Source organism: Phocaeicola coprophilus DSM 18228 = JCM 13818 (assembly GCF_000157915.1).
In the GTDB taxonomy this organism is placed as follows: domain Bacteria; phylum Bacteroidota; class Bacteroidia; order Bacteroidales; family Bacteroidaceae; genus Phocaeicola; species Phocaeicola coprophilus.
In genome coordinates, this window is sequence record NZ_EQ973634.1 from 69,857 (window position 1) to 86,844 (window position 16,988).

The window sequence follows — 16,988 nt, forward strand, 5'->3', positions numbered from 1 at the left end:
TTGAGTTACTCTTTTTCTTTAGCATAAATCAGTGCGTTGAGTTCTTCCGGAGTGAGCGGCTTGATCAGTTGCTGTTTTTCCAGTTCTTCCATTTCTTTCTTGAAACGGTCTCTCATTTCGGTAGTCATTTCGTAGTTGTAGTCTCCGTAATCTCCGTATGAAAGTTTCAGGATGCGGAAGAAACCGAACTTTTCAAAATAAGGATAAAGGTTCTTTCCGGCCAGTAGGGAAGCTCCCCGGATGAAGTTCAGCTGGAATGGAACCACGTTGCTGCTTCTGTCCAGATCTTTCAGTTCCGGATGTTCTTTTTCGGAGTTTCTCATTTTTTCGTATAAATCGGGATAGAAATCAGGATAGCCGTTTTGAGTGAAGTAGCATTGCAGTTTCCAGAACGGAACCAGTCTTTCAAAGACATCTGTTTCCAGATAGCTGATAGCTTTGTCCGGATTGACCTTGCAGGAAGAGATGATGGAATCGTTCATGCCTCCGGCTCTTCGGGAAGGGCTGACCGTACCGGCCTTGCTGTCTTCCAGGAAACTCTTTTCAGCATTGGCAAAAGCCGAGGAAAGTCTGTTCTTGTATCCGAAAGCCTGCGTACAATATCTGGTACAGATATTATTGCTGGTTTCACCCAATCCTCCCCATGAGAGATAGGTTTGCAGCTGATGTACGTGTCCCACTTCATGGCTGAATCCCCAGCAGGCATCTTCGTCTTTTGTCCGCATGTGAACAGGATCGGCCACACGTTTCATGGTATCGAACTTGAAGGCTACGCCATCACCGTCGCGGAACATGTAATATCCGTAGTTGACGCGGGCAAAGATTTTATTGTTTGTGATGTGATTGTATTTTTTCCAGCCAATGATTTCATGTTGCTTGGACACCAGCTGTTCGTAAACATCAATCAGTTCCTTACCCTGGCCGGGTGCATATTTTTTCAGATCCTCTACCGGGTAAGCCAGGTGTATGTTGCTTCCTGTTGCATCGAAAACCGGATAGACAGCGTTGGCAAGCATTCTGTCCCAGTCTTCGTTGGTATTTACGGATGCATCGAAATATCCGTTGACTTCTCCGGTGATGAAATGTACCTTAACCGTATTTTCTTTTTCCGGGTTGTCGAAGTAGTAATCCATATAGGCAAGTCCTGTCCATTCGGAAGTTTTCTCAATGACGTTAATCCCATTTTTGAGTTCGAATCTTTCAAAATGAAGGCTCCAGTCTTCGTCTCCCTGATTGGGAGCATACAAATCCGCTACTTTCACGCCGAGTTTGCTGCCTTCTTTCAGACCGTCGACAACGATGATGTGTTTTCCGGGCTTGAGTACGATACCTGTAATATGCTGGTAGGTGCTGTAACCGTCTCCGATATGCAACAGTTTTCCCAGTGCTTCCGGACTGTAGACCGGTTTAAAGGAGTTTACACGGAATTGAGTATCATATTGTTTGTTATACAGGGCTGTGGCCAGATTTCTTAACTCTTCGCTTTTGCAAGACTTGATTTTTCTTTTTCCGACTTTTTTGTTCAGTGTCGTACACAGAGGATCGGCGAATAATTCCCTGGCGATTTCTTCAAGATTGACCTTGTTTTCATCCATGTTTTCATAGACAAAACATGTTTCATAGCTGTTTGCTTCTTTGGCTGATGCCTGTTCTATTGCAAGATTATTGAAAGTCATGCTAAGGCACAATAAGAAACTGATTTTTTTCATAGACTTCGGTTTATAAATTTAATAGATTTGTACATATAGTTTTTCATACCCCATTGTCTGGAAAGATCAGATACATTCCGGCGTTATGGTCGGGATAACAGTACCGGTCTGTTTTCTGTCTTTTCAGACGTTTTACAAAATTAGCAAAAGTTTCTCACCCTTCTTGTTTTTTGTGAAAATTAACTATCTGGAGTATGGTAGGACCCCGATAAAAAAACAATTTGATTTTTTGTATTATCGTTCAAATAGCTACATTTGCTGAAATAAAACTTAGATACCATGAAAAATTACGCGAATTTCTGTTTTGCTGCTATTGCATCCACTTTGTATCAACTTCCTGTCCAGGCAACTGCCGTATCGGATAATTCCGGTAATGAACGTCCTAATCTTCTGGTCATAATGGCTGACCAGTTTCGTGGAGATGCCTTCAGTTTCAGAGGAAAGGAAGCGGTAAAAACTCCGCATTTTGATTCTTTTGCCAGAGAAGCAGTCGTGTGTACCCAGGCTGTCAGCGGGTATCCTGTATCATCTCCGGCCAGAGGTATGTTCCTTTCGGGAGCTTATCCGCACAAGAATGGAGTTATTACCAACTGTCAGTCGGAATCAGCCGTACAGGATGTTGAATTGCGGGAAGACCTGACTTGCTGGTCGGATGTACTTCACTCGGAAGGTTACCATACTGCATACATCGGGAAATGGCATTTGGACAAACCTGTGAAGCCTTTTATCGACTGCTACAACAATAAGGGGGAAATGGCCTGGAATGAATGGTGTCCTCCTCACAGAAGACATGGCTTTGACTATTGGGTGGCTTATGGTACATACGACTGGCATCTGAAACCCATGTACTGGAATTCTCAGGCCGGGCGCGAGGATTTTTATTATGTGAATCAGTGGGGGCCTGAATATGAGGCCGATCTTGCCATTCAGTATCTGGATAGTATCAAGGGATCAGACCAGCCTTTTGCCATGATGGTATCCATGAATCCTCCTCATACGGGTTATGAACTGGTGCCCGACAATTATAAGGAACTTTATAAAGGATTGAATGTTGATTCGGTTGTAGCCGCAATGCCGCATCTCCGAAACGCAGATCAGAAGTATGTTGATTATTTCAAGAAAAGTCTGCTTGATTATTATGCCTGCATATCGGGAGTAGATGAACAGTTTGGACGGATCATTGAAGCGCTCAAACGAAACGGTATGTTTGATCATACAATCGTTGTCTTTGTTTCTGATCATGGGGATTCCATGGGAATGCATGAGAATATCGGGAAAAATATCTTCTATGAAGAAGCAATGAGAGTTCCTTTTATGATTTCCTGGGGAGACAAACTCTCGCCAAGGGTAGATCAGGAGTTATTGCTTTCTGTGGAGGATTTCTGTCCGACTATTTTGTCTCTGATGGGATTGGAGGACAAGATACCTTCTTCAGTCCAGACCCGTAATCTGAGCAAACAGATTCTGGGTAGTAGGGAAGATATGCCGGAATACCAGCTGTATATGCTGTACAGTCAGGTGGATGCCACAGGAAAGAATCCGGAGACGGGTGCAAGAGGCATACGTAATGAACGGTATACCTATGCTGTCAGGTTCAAGGAAGGTGAGATTACCGGGGAATATCTTTTTGACCGGAAACATGATCCTTATCAGATGAATAATCTGGCCGGAAATGAAATAAAGCTGGCCGGCAAACTCAGAAAGGCTCTGGTACAAATGCTGGCAGATGCGGAAGATCCTGCATATGCTGTTTTCTCCAGATAATCATAAAAAAGACCAGATGATCATAAAAAAGAGGACCGTCCCCATCAGGAGGCGGTCCTCTGAACTTATTTAGCTAGAAAATAGTTCCCTCAGGGATTATTTTTCTTCGCTCCAGTCCATGGCAGCCATACGCTTGTAAGAAGCGTAACGTTTCTTAGCCATGTCTTCGCAAGCTGCGAACAGATCAGCAGCTTCTGTCGGATATTGTTTCATTACAGATGCGAAACGAACTTCACCCTTCAGATAATCCTGGAAGCCTTCCCAGTTCGGTTCTTTAGAATCGAGTGAGAACGGATTCTTACCTTCTTCTTCCAGAGCCGGGTTGAAGCGCCACAAGTGCCAGTAACCACATTCAACAGCCTTAGCTTCTTCTGCCTGAGATTTACCCATACCAGCTTTCAGACCGTGGTTGATACACGGAGCGTAAGCGATAACCAGTGACGGTCCAGGATAAGCTTCAGCTTCGCGGATAGCTTTCAGAGTCTGAGCCTGGTCAGCACCCATAGCGATCTGAGCTACGTAAACATATCCGTAAGTAGTAGCGATCATACCCAGGTCTTTCTTGCGTACGCGCTTACCAGAAGCAGCAAACTTAGCGATAGCACCCAGCGGAGTAGCCTTAGATGACTGACCACCAGTGTTAGAGTAAACTTCAGTATCCAGTACCAGAATGTTAACGTCTTCGCCAGAAGCAATTACGTGATCCAGACCTCCGTAACCGATATCGTAAGAAGCGCCGTCACCACCGATGATCCACTGTGAACGTTTTACCAGATAGTCTTTGAATTCAGCGATCGTAGCGCATGAAGGACATTTATCTTTAGCAGCTTCTACCAGCGGGATGATCTTTTCAGCAGCAGCCTTGCTCTTGTCAGCATCGTTGCGGCCGTCGATCCATTCCTGGAATGCTTCTTTGTATTCTGCCGGAGTACCTTCTGCAGCGATAGCAGTCTTCATTGCTTCTTCCAGACGGTTGCGCAGTTTCTTGTTAGCCAGTTCCATACCCAGACCGAATTCGCAGAAGTCTTCGAACAATGAGTTAGCCCAAGCAGGACCCTGACCCTTTTCGTTTGTAGTATAAGGAGTTGAAGGAACAGAACCAGAGTAGATTGAAGAACATCCGGTAGCGTTAGCAACCATTTCACGGTCACCGAACAACTGAGAAATCAGTTTTACGTACGGAGTTTCACCACAACCAGAGCAAGCTCCAGAGAACTCGAACAACGGAGTAGCGAACTGAGAGTTCTTCACGTTAGCCTTGATGTCTACCAGGTGCTGTTTAGACTTCACGTTTTCAGAGCAGTAAGTCCAGTTTGCAGCTTCACCCAGCTGAGTTTCAAGCGGCTTCATAGTCAGAGCCTTGCCACCCTTCTTCGGGTTACCCGGACATACGTCAGCACAGTTACCGCAACCCAAGCAGTCCATAACGTCTACCTGTACGCGGAATGTCATGCCGTCAAACTGTTTACCAACAGCCTTCAATGTCGGGAAGTTAGCACCAGCCTGTTCGTCAGCATCCAGTACGAACGGACGGATAGCAGCGTGAGGACAAACGTAAGCACACTTGTTACACTGGATACAAGTTTCAGGATTCCATTCCGGAACGAATGCAGCTACACCACGTTTTTCGTATTTAGCTGTACCCTGATGCCATGTACCGTCTTCGATACCCTTGAATGCTGATACCGGCAGCAAGTCACCATCCTGAGCATTGATCGGACGAACAACTTCGTTGATGAATGCAGGATCGTTGTTGGCAGCAGCGCCTTCTACTTCCAGGCTAGCCCATGCCGGATCAACAGTCAGCTGTTTGTATTCACCACCACGGTCAACGGCAGCGTAGTTCTTGTTGACCACGTCTTCACCCTTCTTACCGTAAGACTTCACGATGAATTTCTTCATCTGTTCAACAGCCAGGTCAACTGGAATTACGCCAGTGATACGGAAGAATGCAGACTGCAGGATGGTGTTGGTACGGTTACCCAGACCAATTTCCTGAGCAATCTTAGTAGCGTTGATATAGTAAACAGTAATGTTGTTTTCTGCGAAATATTTCTTAACCTTGTTAGGCAGGTTCTTAGCCAGTTCTTCACCTTCCCAGATAGTGTTCAGCAAGAATGTACCGTTCTTACGCAGACCGCGGGTTACATCGTACATGTGCAGGTAAGCCTGTACGTGGCAAGCTACGAAGTTAGGAGTAGTTACCAGATAAGTAGAACGGATCGGGTGATCACCGAAACGCAGGTGAGAGCAAGTGAAACCACCAGATTTCTTAGAGTCGTAAGAGAAGTAAGCCTGGCAATATTTGTTAGTGTTGTCACCGATGATCTTCACTGAGTTCTTGTTGGCACCTACAGTACCGTCAGCACCCAGACCGTAGAACTTAGCTTCGAACATACCTTCGCCACCCAGTGCGATTTCTTCTTTCTTAGGCAGAGAAGTGAAGGTTACATCGTCTACGATACCGATAGTGAAGTGATCTTTCGGAGTCGGCAAAGACAGGTTTTCATATACAGACAGAATCTGAGCCGGAGTAGTATCCTTAGAACCCAGACCGTAGCGTCCGCCTACGATAACCGGAGCATTTTCCTGTCCGTAGAAGCAGTCTTTAACATCCAGATACAGAGGTTCGCCGTTTGCACCCGGTTCTTTGGTACGGTCAAGAACTGCGATACGTTTTGCAGTCTTAGGTACAGCAGCCAGGAAGTGCTTAGCAGAGAACGGACGATACAGATGAACAGCAACCAAACCAACTTTTTCACCGTTAGCTACCAGATGGTCGATAGCTTCGCGGGCAGCTTCAGTTACAGAACCCATAGCGATGATTACGCGTTCAGCATCTTCAGCACCGTAGTAGTTGAACAAGCCGTAGTTACGTCCTGTGATCTTGTTGATTTCGTTCATGTATTCTTCTACGATAGCAGGAACTGCTTCATAGAACGGATTGCAAGATTCTCTGTGCTGGAAGAAGTGATCCGGGTTTTCAGCCATACCACGAGCAACCGGTTTGTTGGGGCTCAGTGCGCGTTCACGGAATTCAGCCAAGGCTTTCTGGTCTACCAGCGGAGCCAGGTCTTCGTTTTCCAGCATTTCGATCTTCTGGATTTCATGTGAAGTACGGAAACCGTCGAAGAAGTTTACGAACGGTACGCGTGATTTGATTGTTGACAGGTGAGCAACACCGGCCAAATCCATAACTTCCTGTACAGATCCTTCGCACAGCATAGCGAAACCGGTCTGACGGCAAGACATAACATCCTGGTGGTCACCGAAGATACACAGTGCATGTGAAGCCAGAGTACGGGCAGATACATGGAAGACGCAAGGAAGGAATTCACCTGCAATCTTGTACATGTTAGGGATCATCAGCAGAAGACCCTGAGAAGCAGTATAAGTAGTTGTCAATGCACCAGCCTGAAGAGAACCGTGTACTGCACCGGCAGCACCACCTTCAGATTGCATTTCTTGAACCAAAACAGTTTCACCGAAGATGTTTTTACGACCTGCGGCAGCCCATTCATCTACATATTCAGCCATTGTAGAAGACGGGGTGATAGGATAAATAGCTGCAACTTCTGAGAACATATATGAAATATGTGCTGCAGCCTGGTTACCATCACAAGTGATGAATTTTTTTTGTTTAGTCATACAATTACTAATTAAATATTGAGTAATAAAATCTGGTTCTTAATAGAGGAAGCCGAACAGCCATAACGGAATCTGGTTACCGTGTCCCAGTTCCATTTTGTGCATGGCATAATAAACATTCGGGTTGCTCTTGAACTTGCATCCTTCAGCACAGATGCGGAATTGCAGATTTCCGTCTACCAGGAATGAAGTTCCTTTGTCTCCTTTGTTCACCTTATGGTCTTTCCACAGGGTATTGACGAAGAAGGTTTCCAGTACGTCCTGCTCTTCCACTTTTACCGGATAGATGCTGTACATCAGGTTGGTGTTATGCATCATGATCTTCGACGGTTTTTTGGGAAATTCTTCTCCCTTGGGGTAAACCATGTTGATCAGGCGTGCATCAGCCAGATACTTGATGTAGTTCATCACCGTGGCGCGTGAGGTCTGGATGTCGGCAGCCAGTTGGCTGACATTAGGTGCTCCAGGCCCGTCTACCGCCAACAAATATAATAATTTTTTTATCTTTGAAAGATATTTCAGCTCAATTTGTTTGATCAAAAGTATATCCACCTCAATCATCATGTTCATGGTCTTCAGCAGATTCTCCGAGAAATTGCGTTTCTCCAGAAAAAAAGGGTAGAATCCGTGATGGATATAGTCTTGAAAATAGTTTAGCGGGTTGATATGGGGCAAGATGGTCTTGACGATATGTTCGTGGTTGGTCAGGATTTCCTCCAGACTGTAGCTGGGGAAGTGATTGCCCGTTTGCAGATTCAGAAATTCCCGGAAGGAAAAGCCGCGCAGGTTGTAGGACTTGACGATCCCGTTGAGCTCCGGGTTTTCGTCTTTAAGCCGCATGACGGATGATCCGCTGAAGACAATCTTCAGCTGGGGATAGCGTTCGTAACAGGTACGCAGATCCTGGCTCCAGCCGGGCAGTTTGAATACCTGATCAATGAGAAGAACCTTTCCTCCCCGTTTTACGAATTCACCGGCAAAGTCCACCAGACTGACTTGGGAGAAGTAGAAATTATTCATGTTGACAAACAGACAGGAACGGTCAGTTCCAAATTTTTCTTTGGCATATTGCAGCAGGAAAGTAGTCTTTCCGACACCGCGTGTGCCTTTAATGCCGATCAGACGGGCACTCCAGTCTATATCGTCCATCAGGTCGCGGCGCACCGGCGCTGTGGTATGCTCGACCAAGTAGCTGTGTGTTCTATAAAATGCTTCCATGAATTCTGATTTCTACGCTGCAAATATACTAATACTTCGTTATATTGCAAACTGGAGTTAGCAAATTTATTTTTTTTGAAATTGAGGCTGAGGATTTCCGGTGCATCAGGATATTTATTCTTATCTTCATGCCTGAATTGGTTGTAAACCGGCTTGTCCCGGTGATACGGGAAACCGGTTTCATGGGAGAATCCTACCGATTTTAACGAAATAAAATCCTTGTCAGATGGCTTCAAAGCTCTATTTGTTTAATCCGGAGCATGATATGGCTCTGGCTAATTTTACTCCTTATTATCAGCCCCCGCAGGAAATTGTCCGGATGGGGGAGGAGTTGTCGTATCTTCCTTTGTGGTATGCCTGTCCGGGCGAAGAGGTCATGGTGGCCGACCGGGAGCTTGCCGGCAGATATCTGCATGAATGTTCCGTTTCCGGATTATCTCCGTCTGGCGTTTGTACTACCGGGCAAAAGACCGGACTTGAGTTGTCTCCCTGGGGATGGGATCCTGCGGTTGTCCACCATTTGCAGGAAAGGGGAGTAGCGGTTGATAATTGGCCGGATGCTTCTGTACTGGAGCGGATCCGTTACCTTTCAGGCAGGCAGCGTTGTGTGGATGTTCTGTCACAGATGCAGTCTGTAGCCGGATGTTGTGGCCGGGCGGTGGTATGTTCCTCTCTGGATGAAGTGCATGAGTTTGTTGATGCAGTGGGTGAAACAGTGCTCAAGTCTCCCTGGTCGGGCAGTGGAAGAGGACTGTTGCGTGTTTCTCCCCAGACGTGGAGTACCAATGTCGAAGGCTGGGTGGCCCGGGTGATCCGTACCCAGGGTGGAATTATGGGAGAACCTCTTTATAATAAGGTATGCGATTTTGCGATGGAATACCGGGCTGATGGAAGAGGAAATGTCACCTGGGTCGGGTATTCTTTGTTCGAAACCGATTCGCATGGAAATTATAAGTTGAACCGGTTGTTGCCGGATGAACAGATTGTCCAAACGCTTGCCGGATATGTAGCTTCGGAAACCCTGCAGGCTGTTCGTCTCCTTTTGCAGGATGTTCTGCAGAAAATGATCGGAACGGATTATGCCGGCTATCTGGGAGTAGATATGATGATCTGTCGCGAGGGGGAAAACTTTCTTGTTCATCCCTGTGTGGAGATTAACCTCCGGATGAATATGGGGGTGGTGGCCCGTCTTTTCTATGATCGTTATGCTGCCTTTCCGGCATGTGGCCGGTATGTCGTGGAACACTATATGACGGATGGAGAAGCTTTGAAAAAACATCAGGAGTTGCAGATGCTTTTTCCCGTTATCTTGTCAGATCAGGGGCGGATTGCCGGAGGATATGTGTCTTTGACTCCGGTAGGTGAAACGACCCGTTATCAGGTTTATGTGATATTGGATACCTGAAAACAGAATTGCCTTCGTCTCTCTTTTCTGTAAAAGCGGAAACGAAGGCAATTTTATTTTTTAGGAATGTGGCGGACCGGAATATTTATTCAGCTGTCAGTCCCTGGTGCTGAATATGGGCTGTTGCAGGCAATAGGATTCGTTTTCCGAAATTAGCTTTGCGCTGCATCGGCATTTCTTTCATCCGGAGGTTCATGCTTCGGCTGCTTTGTTCTGCCGGATATGTTTTGCCGGCCTGCGTCAGTGCCGTTTTCAGCATGGCTTCATTGACATCTCCCAGTTGGGTCATGACAAACGGATCATCGCTTGCTGCCACGTCAGGGGTCAGTCCGTCAGGCATACAGGGAGTTTCATTGTTGGCATTCTTGTAGATGCTGACCATGACATAGATTCCCCAGTTTTCAATTGCAACCGGAACTTTTTCGTAAACGTCAGAGGTTCCGAGCATGAATCCGGTGCAGTATTTTCCGTGTGACTGTTCGCCAATCAGTTCTACATTCATGTAGGGCATCAGTCCGCTCAGAAGGGCTTCAGAGGCAGAAGCTGAATTGCCGGAAATGATACCATATACTTTCTCCAGTCCAATGTTGGCATCTTTGGTGCTGATATTCAGATTTGCACTTTCCACCTTGTATTCAGTCTGGAACGGAGTTTCCGTGCTGATTCCTTCCTGTTCGTAATAAGCTGTAAGCAGGTCATTGTATTCTTCTTTTTCAAAAATCTTCTTGCTGCTGACAGCTTCCTGCGGAGCGTACATGGAAGCCATTGCACTTTCAGTAATTACATATCCTCCTCCATTGTAGCGGAGATCCAGAATCAGTTCCTTGACACCTTCAGCTTTGAATTTTTTGCTGATTTCTACCAGTTGGGGAATAGAAGCCAGGTCGAAGCTGCTGTAAGCAAGGTAGCCGACCTTTTTGCCATTAATGTCGTAGATACTGTCGCAGAGGATCGGGTCTTCATACATTTCCACGGCATTCATGCTGACTGTCTTTCCTGTTGGGGTGATGACATTGTCGGCACCCAGTTCAGCCAAAGAAAGTGTGATGCTTGAACTGTTGAACAGTTCCGTATAGTTTGCCGTAGTCAGTGGCTTGCCGTCAATCTGATAGATCAGGTCCCCTCGTTTCAGACCGGCTTTTTCTGCAGGGCTGCCTTTATGGACATAGGCAATAGCTGAGATACACTCATTACCCTGTTCGCTCAGAAGGTAAGTGACAGGCATGTAGCCGTAGGTTGTTGCAACTCCTTCAACGCCGCTGGTAAAACTTTTGAAGTCATTGGTGAGCATGGTCCATTTGTCAATGACTTTGTCACCTTCGTGATATTTGATCTGGTCAACCGTTGTGATTGGGTCATTGTTGGTTTCGGGATCCAGTAAGGGGAGATCGCCGGCTATTTCCTTGTTCCAGTAATAATAGGTTTCCAGCATGTCCCGTGCAAACTGATTGGCATAATACATCTCATCAGTGGTGGTACGATCTGGTTTGCTGGATGGATCGTCGTTGTTCTCAGAGCAACTGCTCAGCAGGATTCCTGTACATGCCAGTCCCAGAAATGCTGACATAATAACTTCTTTTTTCATAGGCGTATCATTTTAGAGTGAACTCTGTCTGGGGAAGGCAGAGTTCTGTTGTTAACAGATTAGGGAAACTAAAAGGGTAGAGAAGAAATCAGTTTATTTCCCTCTACCCTTAAATTGTATGATGACATTACTCTCCTTTCCGGCAGGAGAGTCAAGTTGGCAGCTTTTTAGAAGAACAAGTAGCGCTGGTCTACAACTTCTGCTTTAGTACGCAGGTCATAGATGCACTGGCTGGCATAACGTGCAGCCATGTTGGTCAGATTTGATTCTTCTGTTTTAGCGTTGAATTCTTCAGCACTCTTATCCTTATTATATACCTGAATCATGTAGACTCCGGCGTTACCCTTGATAGGAGCACTCAGCTTACCGGCTGCAGTTTTTTCTGCTACTGCACCGATTACAGGTTCGCTGGCTCTGGTCACTGCAATGTAAGCAGGAGCAGAGAAGGTAACGTGTTTAACAGAATCGCTGACAGCGTCTGTCATACCTTTCACCTGATCCAGTGAGTTGAATCCGTTCATCTGTGCCATGATCTTTTCAGCCTTCTTGTCACGGCGGATTTCAGCTCTCAGCATATCAGCAACAGAGTTGATATCGCGATAACCTTTCGGATTGATCTTTTCTACAGAAACAACCATCAGATGATCGTTGTCACCACATTCATAAAGCGGAGAAACTTCACCTACCTTAGCTGCGAATACCCATTTCAGAGCTTCACGGGTAGAATGTACACCGCCTACATAGTGCTCGTCGCTGGAGAAGTCTGTGCGCGGGATCAGAGTATATCCGCTTTCTTCTGCGTTTTTCTTCAGGTCTTCCAGAGTGGTATTCTGAGCAACAAACTGGCTGAACTTGTTGTAAGCATCGTTGTAAGTTTCCTTGCTGAATTCAACCGGAAGTTTCACTACAGCCACTTTATATTTGTCTTTCATGGCTTTTTTGTTCATTACCTGCAGAATGACAGTTGCCTGTCCGAGATTCAGGCTGGCCAGTTCATTTACCGGCTGGCTGATCAGGGCATTGATATATTTGGCGTTTTCAGCATCCAGTTCGGCACCTTCCCAGCTTGCTGCGCTGATCCAGTTTGCTTCTCCTGTCTGTCCGTACTTCTGAGCCAGTTCAGCAAAGTCAGCTCCTCCCTTCAGTGCAGTGAAAATACTGTCTGCCAAAGTCTTGGTTGCATCTTCAGTATTGGCATATACCTGAATCTGACGGAACTGGATAGAGTCAGGAGCAGTCGTCTTGGCAATGATCTTGAATGCGTTGTAAGAATCATCAGCCTGGTTGTAGTAAGGACCATAAACTTCGTTGATTGCAACAGAGTCCAGACGAGCTGTTACGTCCTGAGGCAGGACAGTCTTGTTTACCGGAACGTCAGCATAGTTGACAACGGAACCGGTAGAACGGACGAAAGTAGCGAAATCATCGCTGGTGTTAACCAGCTGGTTGCTGTAGTCTGTTACCTCTTTCAGTACAGCCTGACGGTCAGCATCCGACGGAACCACTCTTACATCAATGTAGCGGATGTTGCGGGTTTCAGCCAGCTGCTTGAACTGTTCTTTTCTGGTGTCATACAACTTACGGATTTCATCGTCTGAAACCTGAACGGTTGAATCGGCGATAGAAGAGTAAGGTACGGCAGCCAGCAACATGTCGCTCTGTTCTGTACGTCCTTTGAATGCATCTTCAGCAGCCACCGGATTTGAGATCAGTGAGCGCATGATCAGGTTCTGGTATTTTTCAGCCAGAGTAGACTGACGCAGGCTCTTTTCAATAAATTTCCAGAAGTTGCCCAAAGTCTGGTAATATTCCACATACTGTGCAGGCATCTGGCTGTTGTTCAGATTTGCATAGTCTACCAGGAATTTCTTCAGCATATCTTTATCGAATGCTCCGGTCTGCGGATTGCGGAATGGAGTTTGCATCAGCATCGGGTGAGTACCCTGGTCAATGATAGCCTGAAGTTCAGCGTCGGTAACGGTCAGACCCAGTTTTTCAGCTTCTGCAGCAATCAGTTTGTTGTTGACGTATGATTGCCATACCTGGTCTTTTACGTTAGACAATTGATCTTCATTCAGTGAGTTCAGTCCGTTTGTCAGTTTAATGACTTCACTGAGTTCATCCACCATTTTCTGATAATCCTGAGCAGAGAGAGTTTCTCCGTTCACTTCTCCTACGTCTTGTTTTCCCTGATGCGGCTGGAGTATTTTCCATGCGTCACCTGCGATAAACGCAAAAAGGGCAAGACCGATTACAATGACCAACAAGGGTCCTTTGCTTCTGATTGTTTGTAAAGTTGCCATTTAAAGTGATTATTTTTTTGTTTATTGTTTTTTTCTTTTAGCGCACGAAGATACAAAAAATGCAGTTTACTAGCTATCTTCTGTCGAAAAAAAACGATTATTTCTCAACTTTCAGCTTTACTAGCTCTATTTTCGTAGCTGTAACCTTGATTATTTTGAACTTGAAGTGCGCGATTGTAATGATTTCATGTACTTTCGGGAAACTTTGGTATTCATGCAGGATCAGTCCGCCGATAGTCTGGTATTCATCGTTTTCCGGCAGATGGAGCCCGAAGTCTTCATTGGCCTTTTCAATTTCTAGACGTCCGGACAGGATGTATTCATCTTCGCCGATTTCCTTGGCGATGGTGGATGTGGTGTCGTGCTCGTCTTCGATATCTCCCAGAATTTCCTCTACCAGATCCTCCAGGGCCACAATGCCTGAGGTTCCTCCGAACTCGTCAACAACGACAGCCAGTGATCGCTTTTGCTGCATGAATATTTTCATCAGCTTGTGGGCGCTCATGGTAGCCGGTACGATAGGGATGGTCCGGATATTCTTTTGCCATTCCTGCGGGTGGCGGAACAATTCTGATGAGTGGATATAGCCGATCACGTTGTCAATGTTGTCCTTATAGACAATAACCTTGCTGATACCGTTTTCAATGAACGTGTCCTTCAATTCCTGAATCGTCGACTCGATGTCTACGGCAATGATTTCCGTTCTCGGAATCAGGCAGTCCCTTATCTTGATGTTCGAGAAATCCAGTGCATTCTGGAAGATCTTGATTTCCGTATCAATCTGTTCTTTGTCCTTGGTTTCGTCAATACTGCTCTGGATGAAATAGTCCAGGTCCATTTTGGTGAAAGCCTTGTTGCTGGCTTCTTTGTTCGGGCGGGTGCCGGTCAGACGCAGAAAGCCCATGGACAGAAGCGAAGAAAAACGGCTGACAGGGTAGAGTACCACATAACAGATAAAGGCCGGTACCGAGCAGGCACGGAGTGTCAGGTTTGGGTTGATGCGGAACAGGGTCTTCGGCATGAATTCCCCGGTTACCAGAATGATCAGTGTAGATATGATGGTTTCAATGGCCACCAGGGCAGCCTGGTTGGTCAGTACGTTCACCAATATATAATGTTCGATCAGTTCGGCCATCAGGATACCATAGATGACCAGTGCAATGTTGTTGCCCACCAGCATCGATGAGATGAAATCGTTCGGATGACGGTAGAAGACCGTCAGAATACGGGTAGACAGATTGTTGCTGCGTTCCATTTCGAAGCGCAGTTTATTGGATGAAACAAAGGCGATTTCCATTCCTGAAAAGAACGCGGAAAACGCCATCGATATAATCAGTTGTATGATAAGTCCCATGTTGGTATTAATTTCTCTGCTGATTGGTCTGAGTTGTATCCTGGGGAGCTTTGTCCTCTACGATACGTGTTCCGGAACTGTTGAATACCTGATATTCGGTCATGGTCTGGTTCGATTCAAATCCATACCCCATCAACAGGCCGTCCGGCTGTTCTATCCGGATGAAGCGGTCGGAATAGATTTTTTCCTTGCCCTGATCCCAGTACATGAGCTGGGTATCGAATTTATCTCCGCGCTGGCTTTGTATATGTACATTTCCACGCAGTTCCCACAGTTTCTTGGTTTCGTAATAATAAGCAGTATCAGCCTTGATACTGGCATCTATGTGGAAGAGTGTGTCAAACTTTTCCATGTAGAGGCCTTTTTCGAAAGCCCAGAAAGGAGGGTTCCGTTTGCTGTAGATCAGCCATTCTTCCGTTACGATCTTGTAGCGGATCAAGCCGGAGTCTGAAATTAAAGTGGTCACACCGGTTGTATGCATGTCGGGAAGGGAGTCACCTTCGCTGACGGCATCAGCCAGATTTTGCTTCTTTCCGCCGCAGGAGGGCAGAAAAAGAAACATAACAGCTGCCCATGCGGCAGCTGTTATGTTCAAAAAATTGATGTATGTAAACTTTTTCTGTTTGGTAGACATACGGATTATCTGATGGTTGTTGTTTCGCCGATCCATCCGCCGATTGTTACGGAGTTACCTTTCTTCAGACCGAGGAAGAAGAGGTCTTCGTCTTTCGGAACGTAAGCAGAGTAAGTTCTGATCAGTTCGTTAGCCTTTTCTGCTACGCTAGGATCTACACTCTTTGCACGCTGCAGTTTGTCGATGGCTGCAAAGTAAGTACATTTGTTCAATGCACCTTCGTCGCTCCAGTTGGGGCTGGCTGCATACATCTGTGCGATCAGGATATACGCATCACCCTTGTTGGGGTTGAATGAGATAGCCTTATTTGCATATTGTTTTGCGCGGCTGAACTGTTTCTTACCGAACAATACAACGGCAGCACTGTAGCAGTGGTTAGCCTTTTCGATAGGATCCTGTTCCAGTTCGATAGCCTGATCGAAGTAGTTGATACTCTTTTCGATGTCACCTTTCTTATAATACATGTAACCGCAACCTACGGCAGTAGCAGCAGTCGGTTCGATGGCATGTGCAGCTTCAGAAGCTTCGAAGTATGCTTCCTGTTCTGTACATTTCAGCATCTGCATTACAGAGATCACCTGTTTCAGATAGTCCAGGTTTGTCTTGTTCTGAGCAACTTTCGGACCATAGATTTCCTGCAGGTTTTCGCAGCTGGCAGCACCACTGTTGATGAAGTAAGCATCTACATTGTCTTTAGCCAGTTTCAGGTTCTTCTTGTCTCTTTCCTTGGTAGCAGCCTTCAGAGCTTCATCAGCATAAGCTGAAGCAGTCAGATAGTCCTGAATGAACTGTTCCTTGTGAGTGTCGTCTTTCTTCAGTTTGCGTGAAGAAACGTCCATGAAATCCTGGAACATGAAGTAATCAGAAGTAGCCTTTTCCAGATCAACAGCTTCCTTACACATCTGGTAAGCCTTGTCTACGTCAGCGTTCGGGCCTGAGAAAACGATGTAGTCATGCGCTTTCATACCGATGATGGAACCTTTGGTTGCCGGAGTCTTTACCAGGCTGTTCAGCTGGTCCAGATACTTGATACGCTGATCGTGAACGGCCATCAGTTCGTCCAGATACGTTTTCTGCTGGGCTGCATCCTTAGAGCCGGCAATCAGGGCACGCAGAATTTTGGCACCATCCGTATAGGTACTTACTCGTGCGATAGGGGCTTCTGTAAATACTGCTTTCCAGGGCTTGTAGGCATCTTTGAAGTTGTCAGTCTTTACATATTCACTGTAAATACTGATGTTCTGCAAACAGCGGAGACTGTCTTCGCCGTGTCCGAATCTGGTACCGCTTTGTGCTCCTGTCTGAGCAAACGTGGCTGCTGCACTGAATGACAGTGCGCACAGCATTGTAAACATCCTCATTTTCATC

At 46.1% G+C, this 16,988-nt stretch carries 10 protein-coding genes; 2 read left to right on the top strand and 8 right to left on the bottom strand.

Annotated features, from left to right (window positions below; all coding sequences use genetic code 11):
* Positions 1-5 precede the first annotated feature (5 nt).
* Positions 6-1,709, bottom strand: a complete 1,704-nt coding sequence (locus BACCOPRO_RS04390; RefSeq protein ID WP_008141328.1) for a M60 family metallopeptidase — start codon at positions 1,707-1,709, stop codon at positions 6-8.
* Positions 1,710-1,988: 279 nt separating this feature from the next.
* Here BACCOPRO_RS04390 and BACCOPRO_RS04395 point away from each other — a divergent pair, with 279 nt between their 5' ends.
* Complete coding sequence (locus BACCOPRO_RS04395; RefSeq protein WP_008141332.1) at positions 1,989-3,473, top strand: sulfatase family protein; 1,485 nt, start codon at positions 1,989-1,991, stop codon at positions 3,471-3,473.
* A 96-nt stretch (positions 3,474-3,569) separates the two neighbouring features.
* Here BACCOPRO_RS04395 and nifJ read toward each other — a convergent pair whose 3' ends face one another.
* On the bottom strand, positions 3,570-7,121 hold the full coding sequence (gene nifJ, locus BACCOPRO_RS04400; RefSeq protein ID WP_008141333.1) for a pyruvate:ferredoxin (flavodoxin) oxidoreductase: 3,552 nt from the start codon (positions 7,119-7,121) through the stop codon (positions 3,570-3,572).
* Positions 7,122-7,160: 39 nt separating this feature from the next.
* On the bottom strand, positions 7,161-8,339 hold the full coding sequence (locus tag BACCOPRO_RS04405) for an ATP-binding protein (protein WP_040311171.1): 1,179 nt from the start codon (positions 8,337-8,339) through the stop codon (positions 7,161-7,163).
* A 226-nt stretch (positions 8,340-8,565) separates the two neighbouring features.
* On the opposite strand from BACCOPRO_RS04405, the gene BACCOPRO_RS04410 reads away from it, so the two are divergent.
* Positions 8,566-9,744, top strand: a complete 1,179-nt coding sequence (locus BACCOPRO_RS04410; protein ID WP_008141335.1) for a hypothetical protein — start codon at positions 8,566-8,568, stop codon at positions 9,742-9,744.
* An 85-nt stretch (positions 9,745-9,829) separates the two neighbouring features.
* Here the strand turns inward: BACCOPRO_RS04410 and BACCOPRO_RS04415 are convergent, their stop codons facing one another.
* From BACCOPRO_RS04415 to BACCOPRO_RS04435, 5 genes are all read right to left on the bottom strand, one after another.
* Entirely contained in the window at positions 9,830-11,329 is a 1,500-nt protein-coding gene (locus BACCOPRO_RS04415; protein WP_008141337.1) for a S41 family peptidase, read from the bottom strand.
* A 167-nt stretch (positions 11,330-11,496) separates the two neighbouring features.
* Complete coding sequence (locus BACCOPRO_RS04420; RefSeq protein ID WP_008141338.1) at positions 11,497-13,632, bottom strand: peptidylprolyl isomerase; 2,136 nt, start codon at positions 13,630-13,632, stop codon at positions 11,497-11,499.
* A 97-nt stretch (positions 13,633-13,729) separates the two neighbouring features.
* Positions 13,730-14,986: a hemolysin family protein gene (locus BACCOPRO_RS04425; RefSeq protein WP_008141339.1), complete on the bottom strand. Its 1,257-nt coding sequence runs from the start codon at positions 14,984-14,986 to the stop codon at positions 13,730-13,732.
* Between the two features lie 7 nt (positions 14,987-14,993).
* The gene (lptC, locus tag BACCOPRO_RS04430; RefSeq protein ID WP_008141340.1) at positions 14,994-15,620 is read right to left on the bottom strand and encodes an LPS export ABC transporter periplasmic protein LptC; all 627 of its coding nucleotides are present in this window, start codon (positions 15,618-15,620) and stop codon (positions 14,994-14,996) included.
* A gap of 5 nt (positions 15,621-15,625) precedes the next feature.
* Positions 15,626-16,987, bottom strand: a complete 1,362-nt coding sequence (locus BACCOPRO_RS04435) for a tetratricopeptide repeat protein (RefSeq protein WP_008141342.1) — start codon at positions 16,985-16,987, stop codon at positions 15,626-15,628.
* Position 16,988 lies beyond the last annotated feature (1 nt).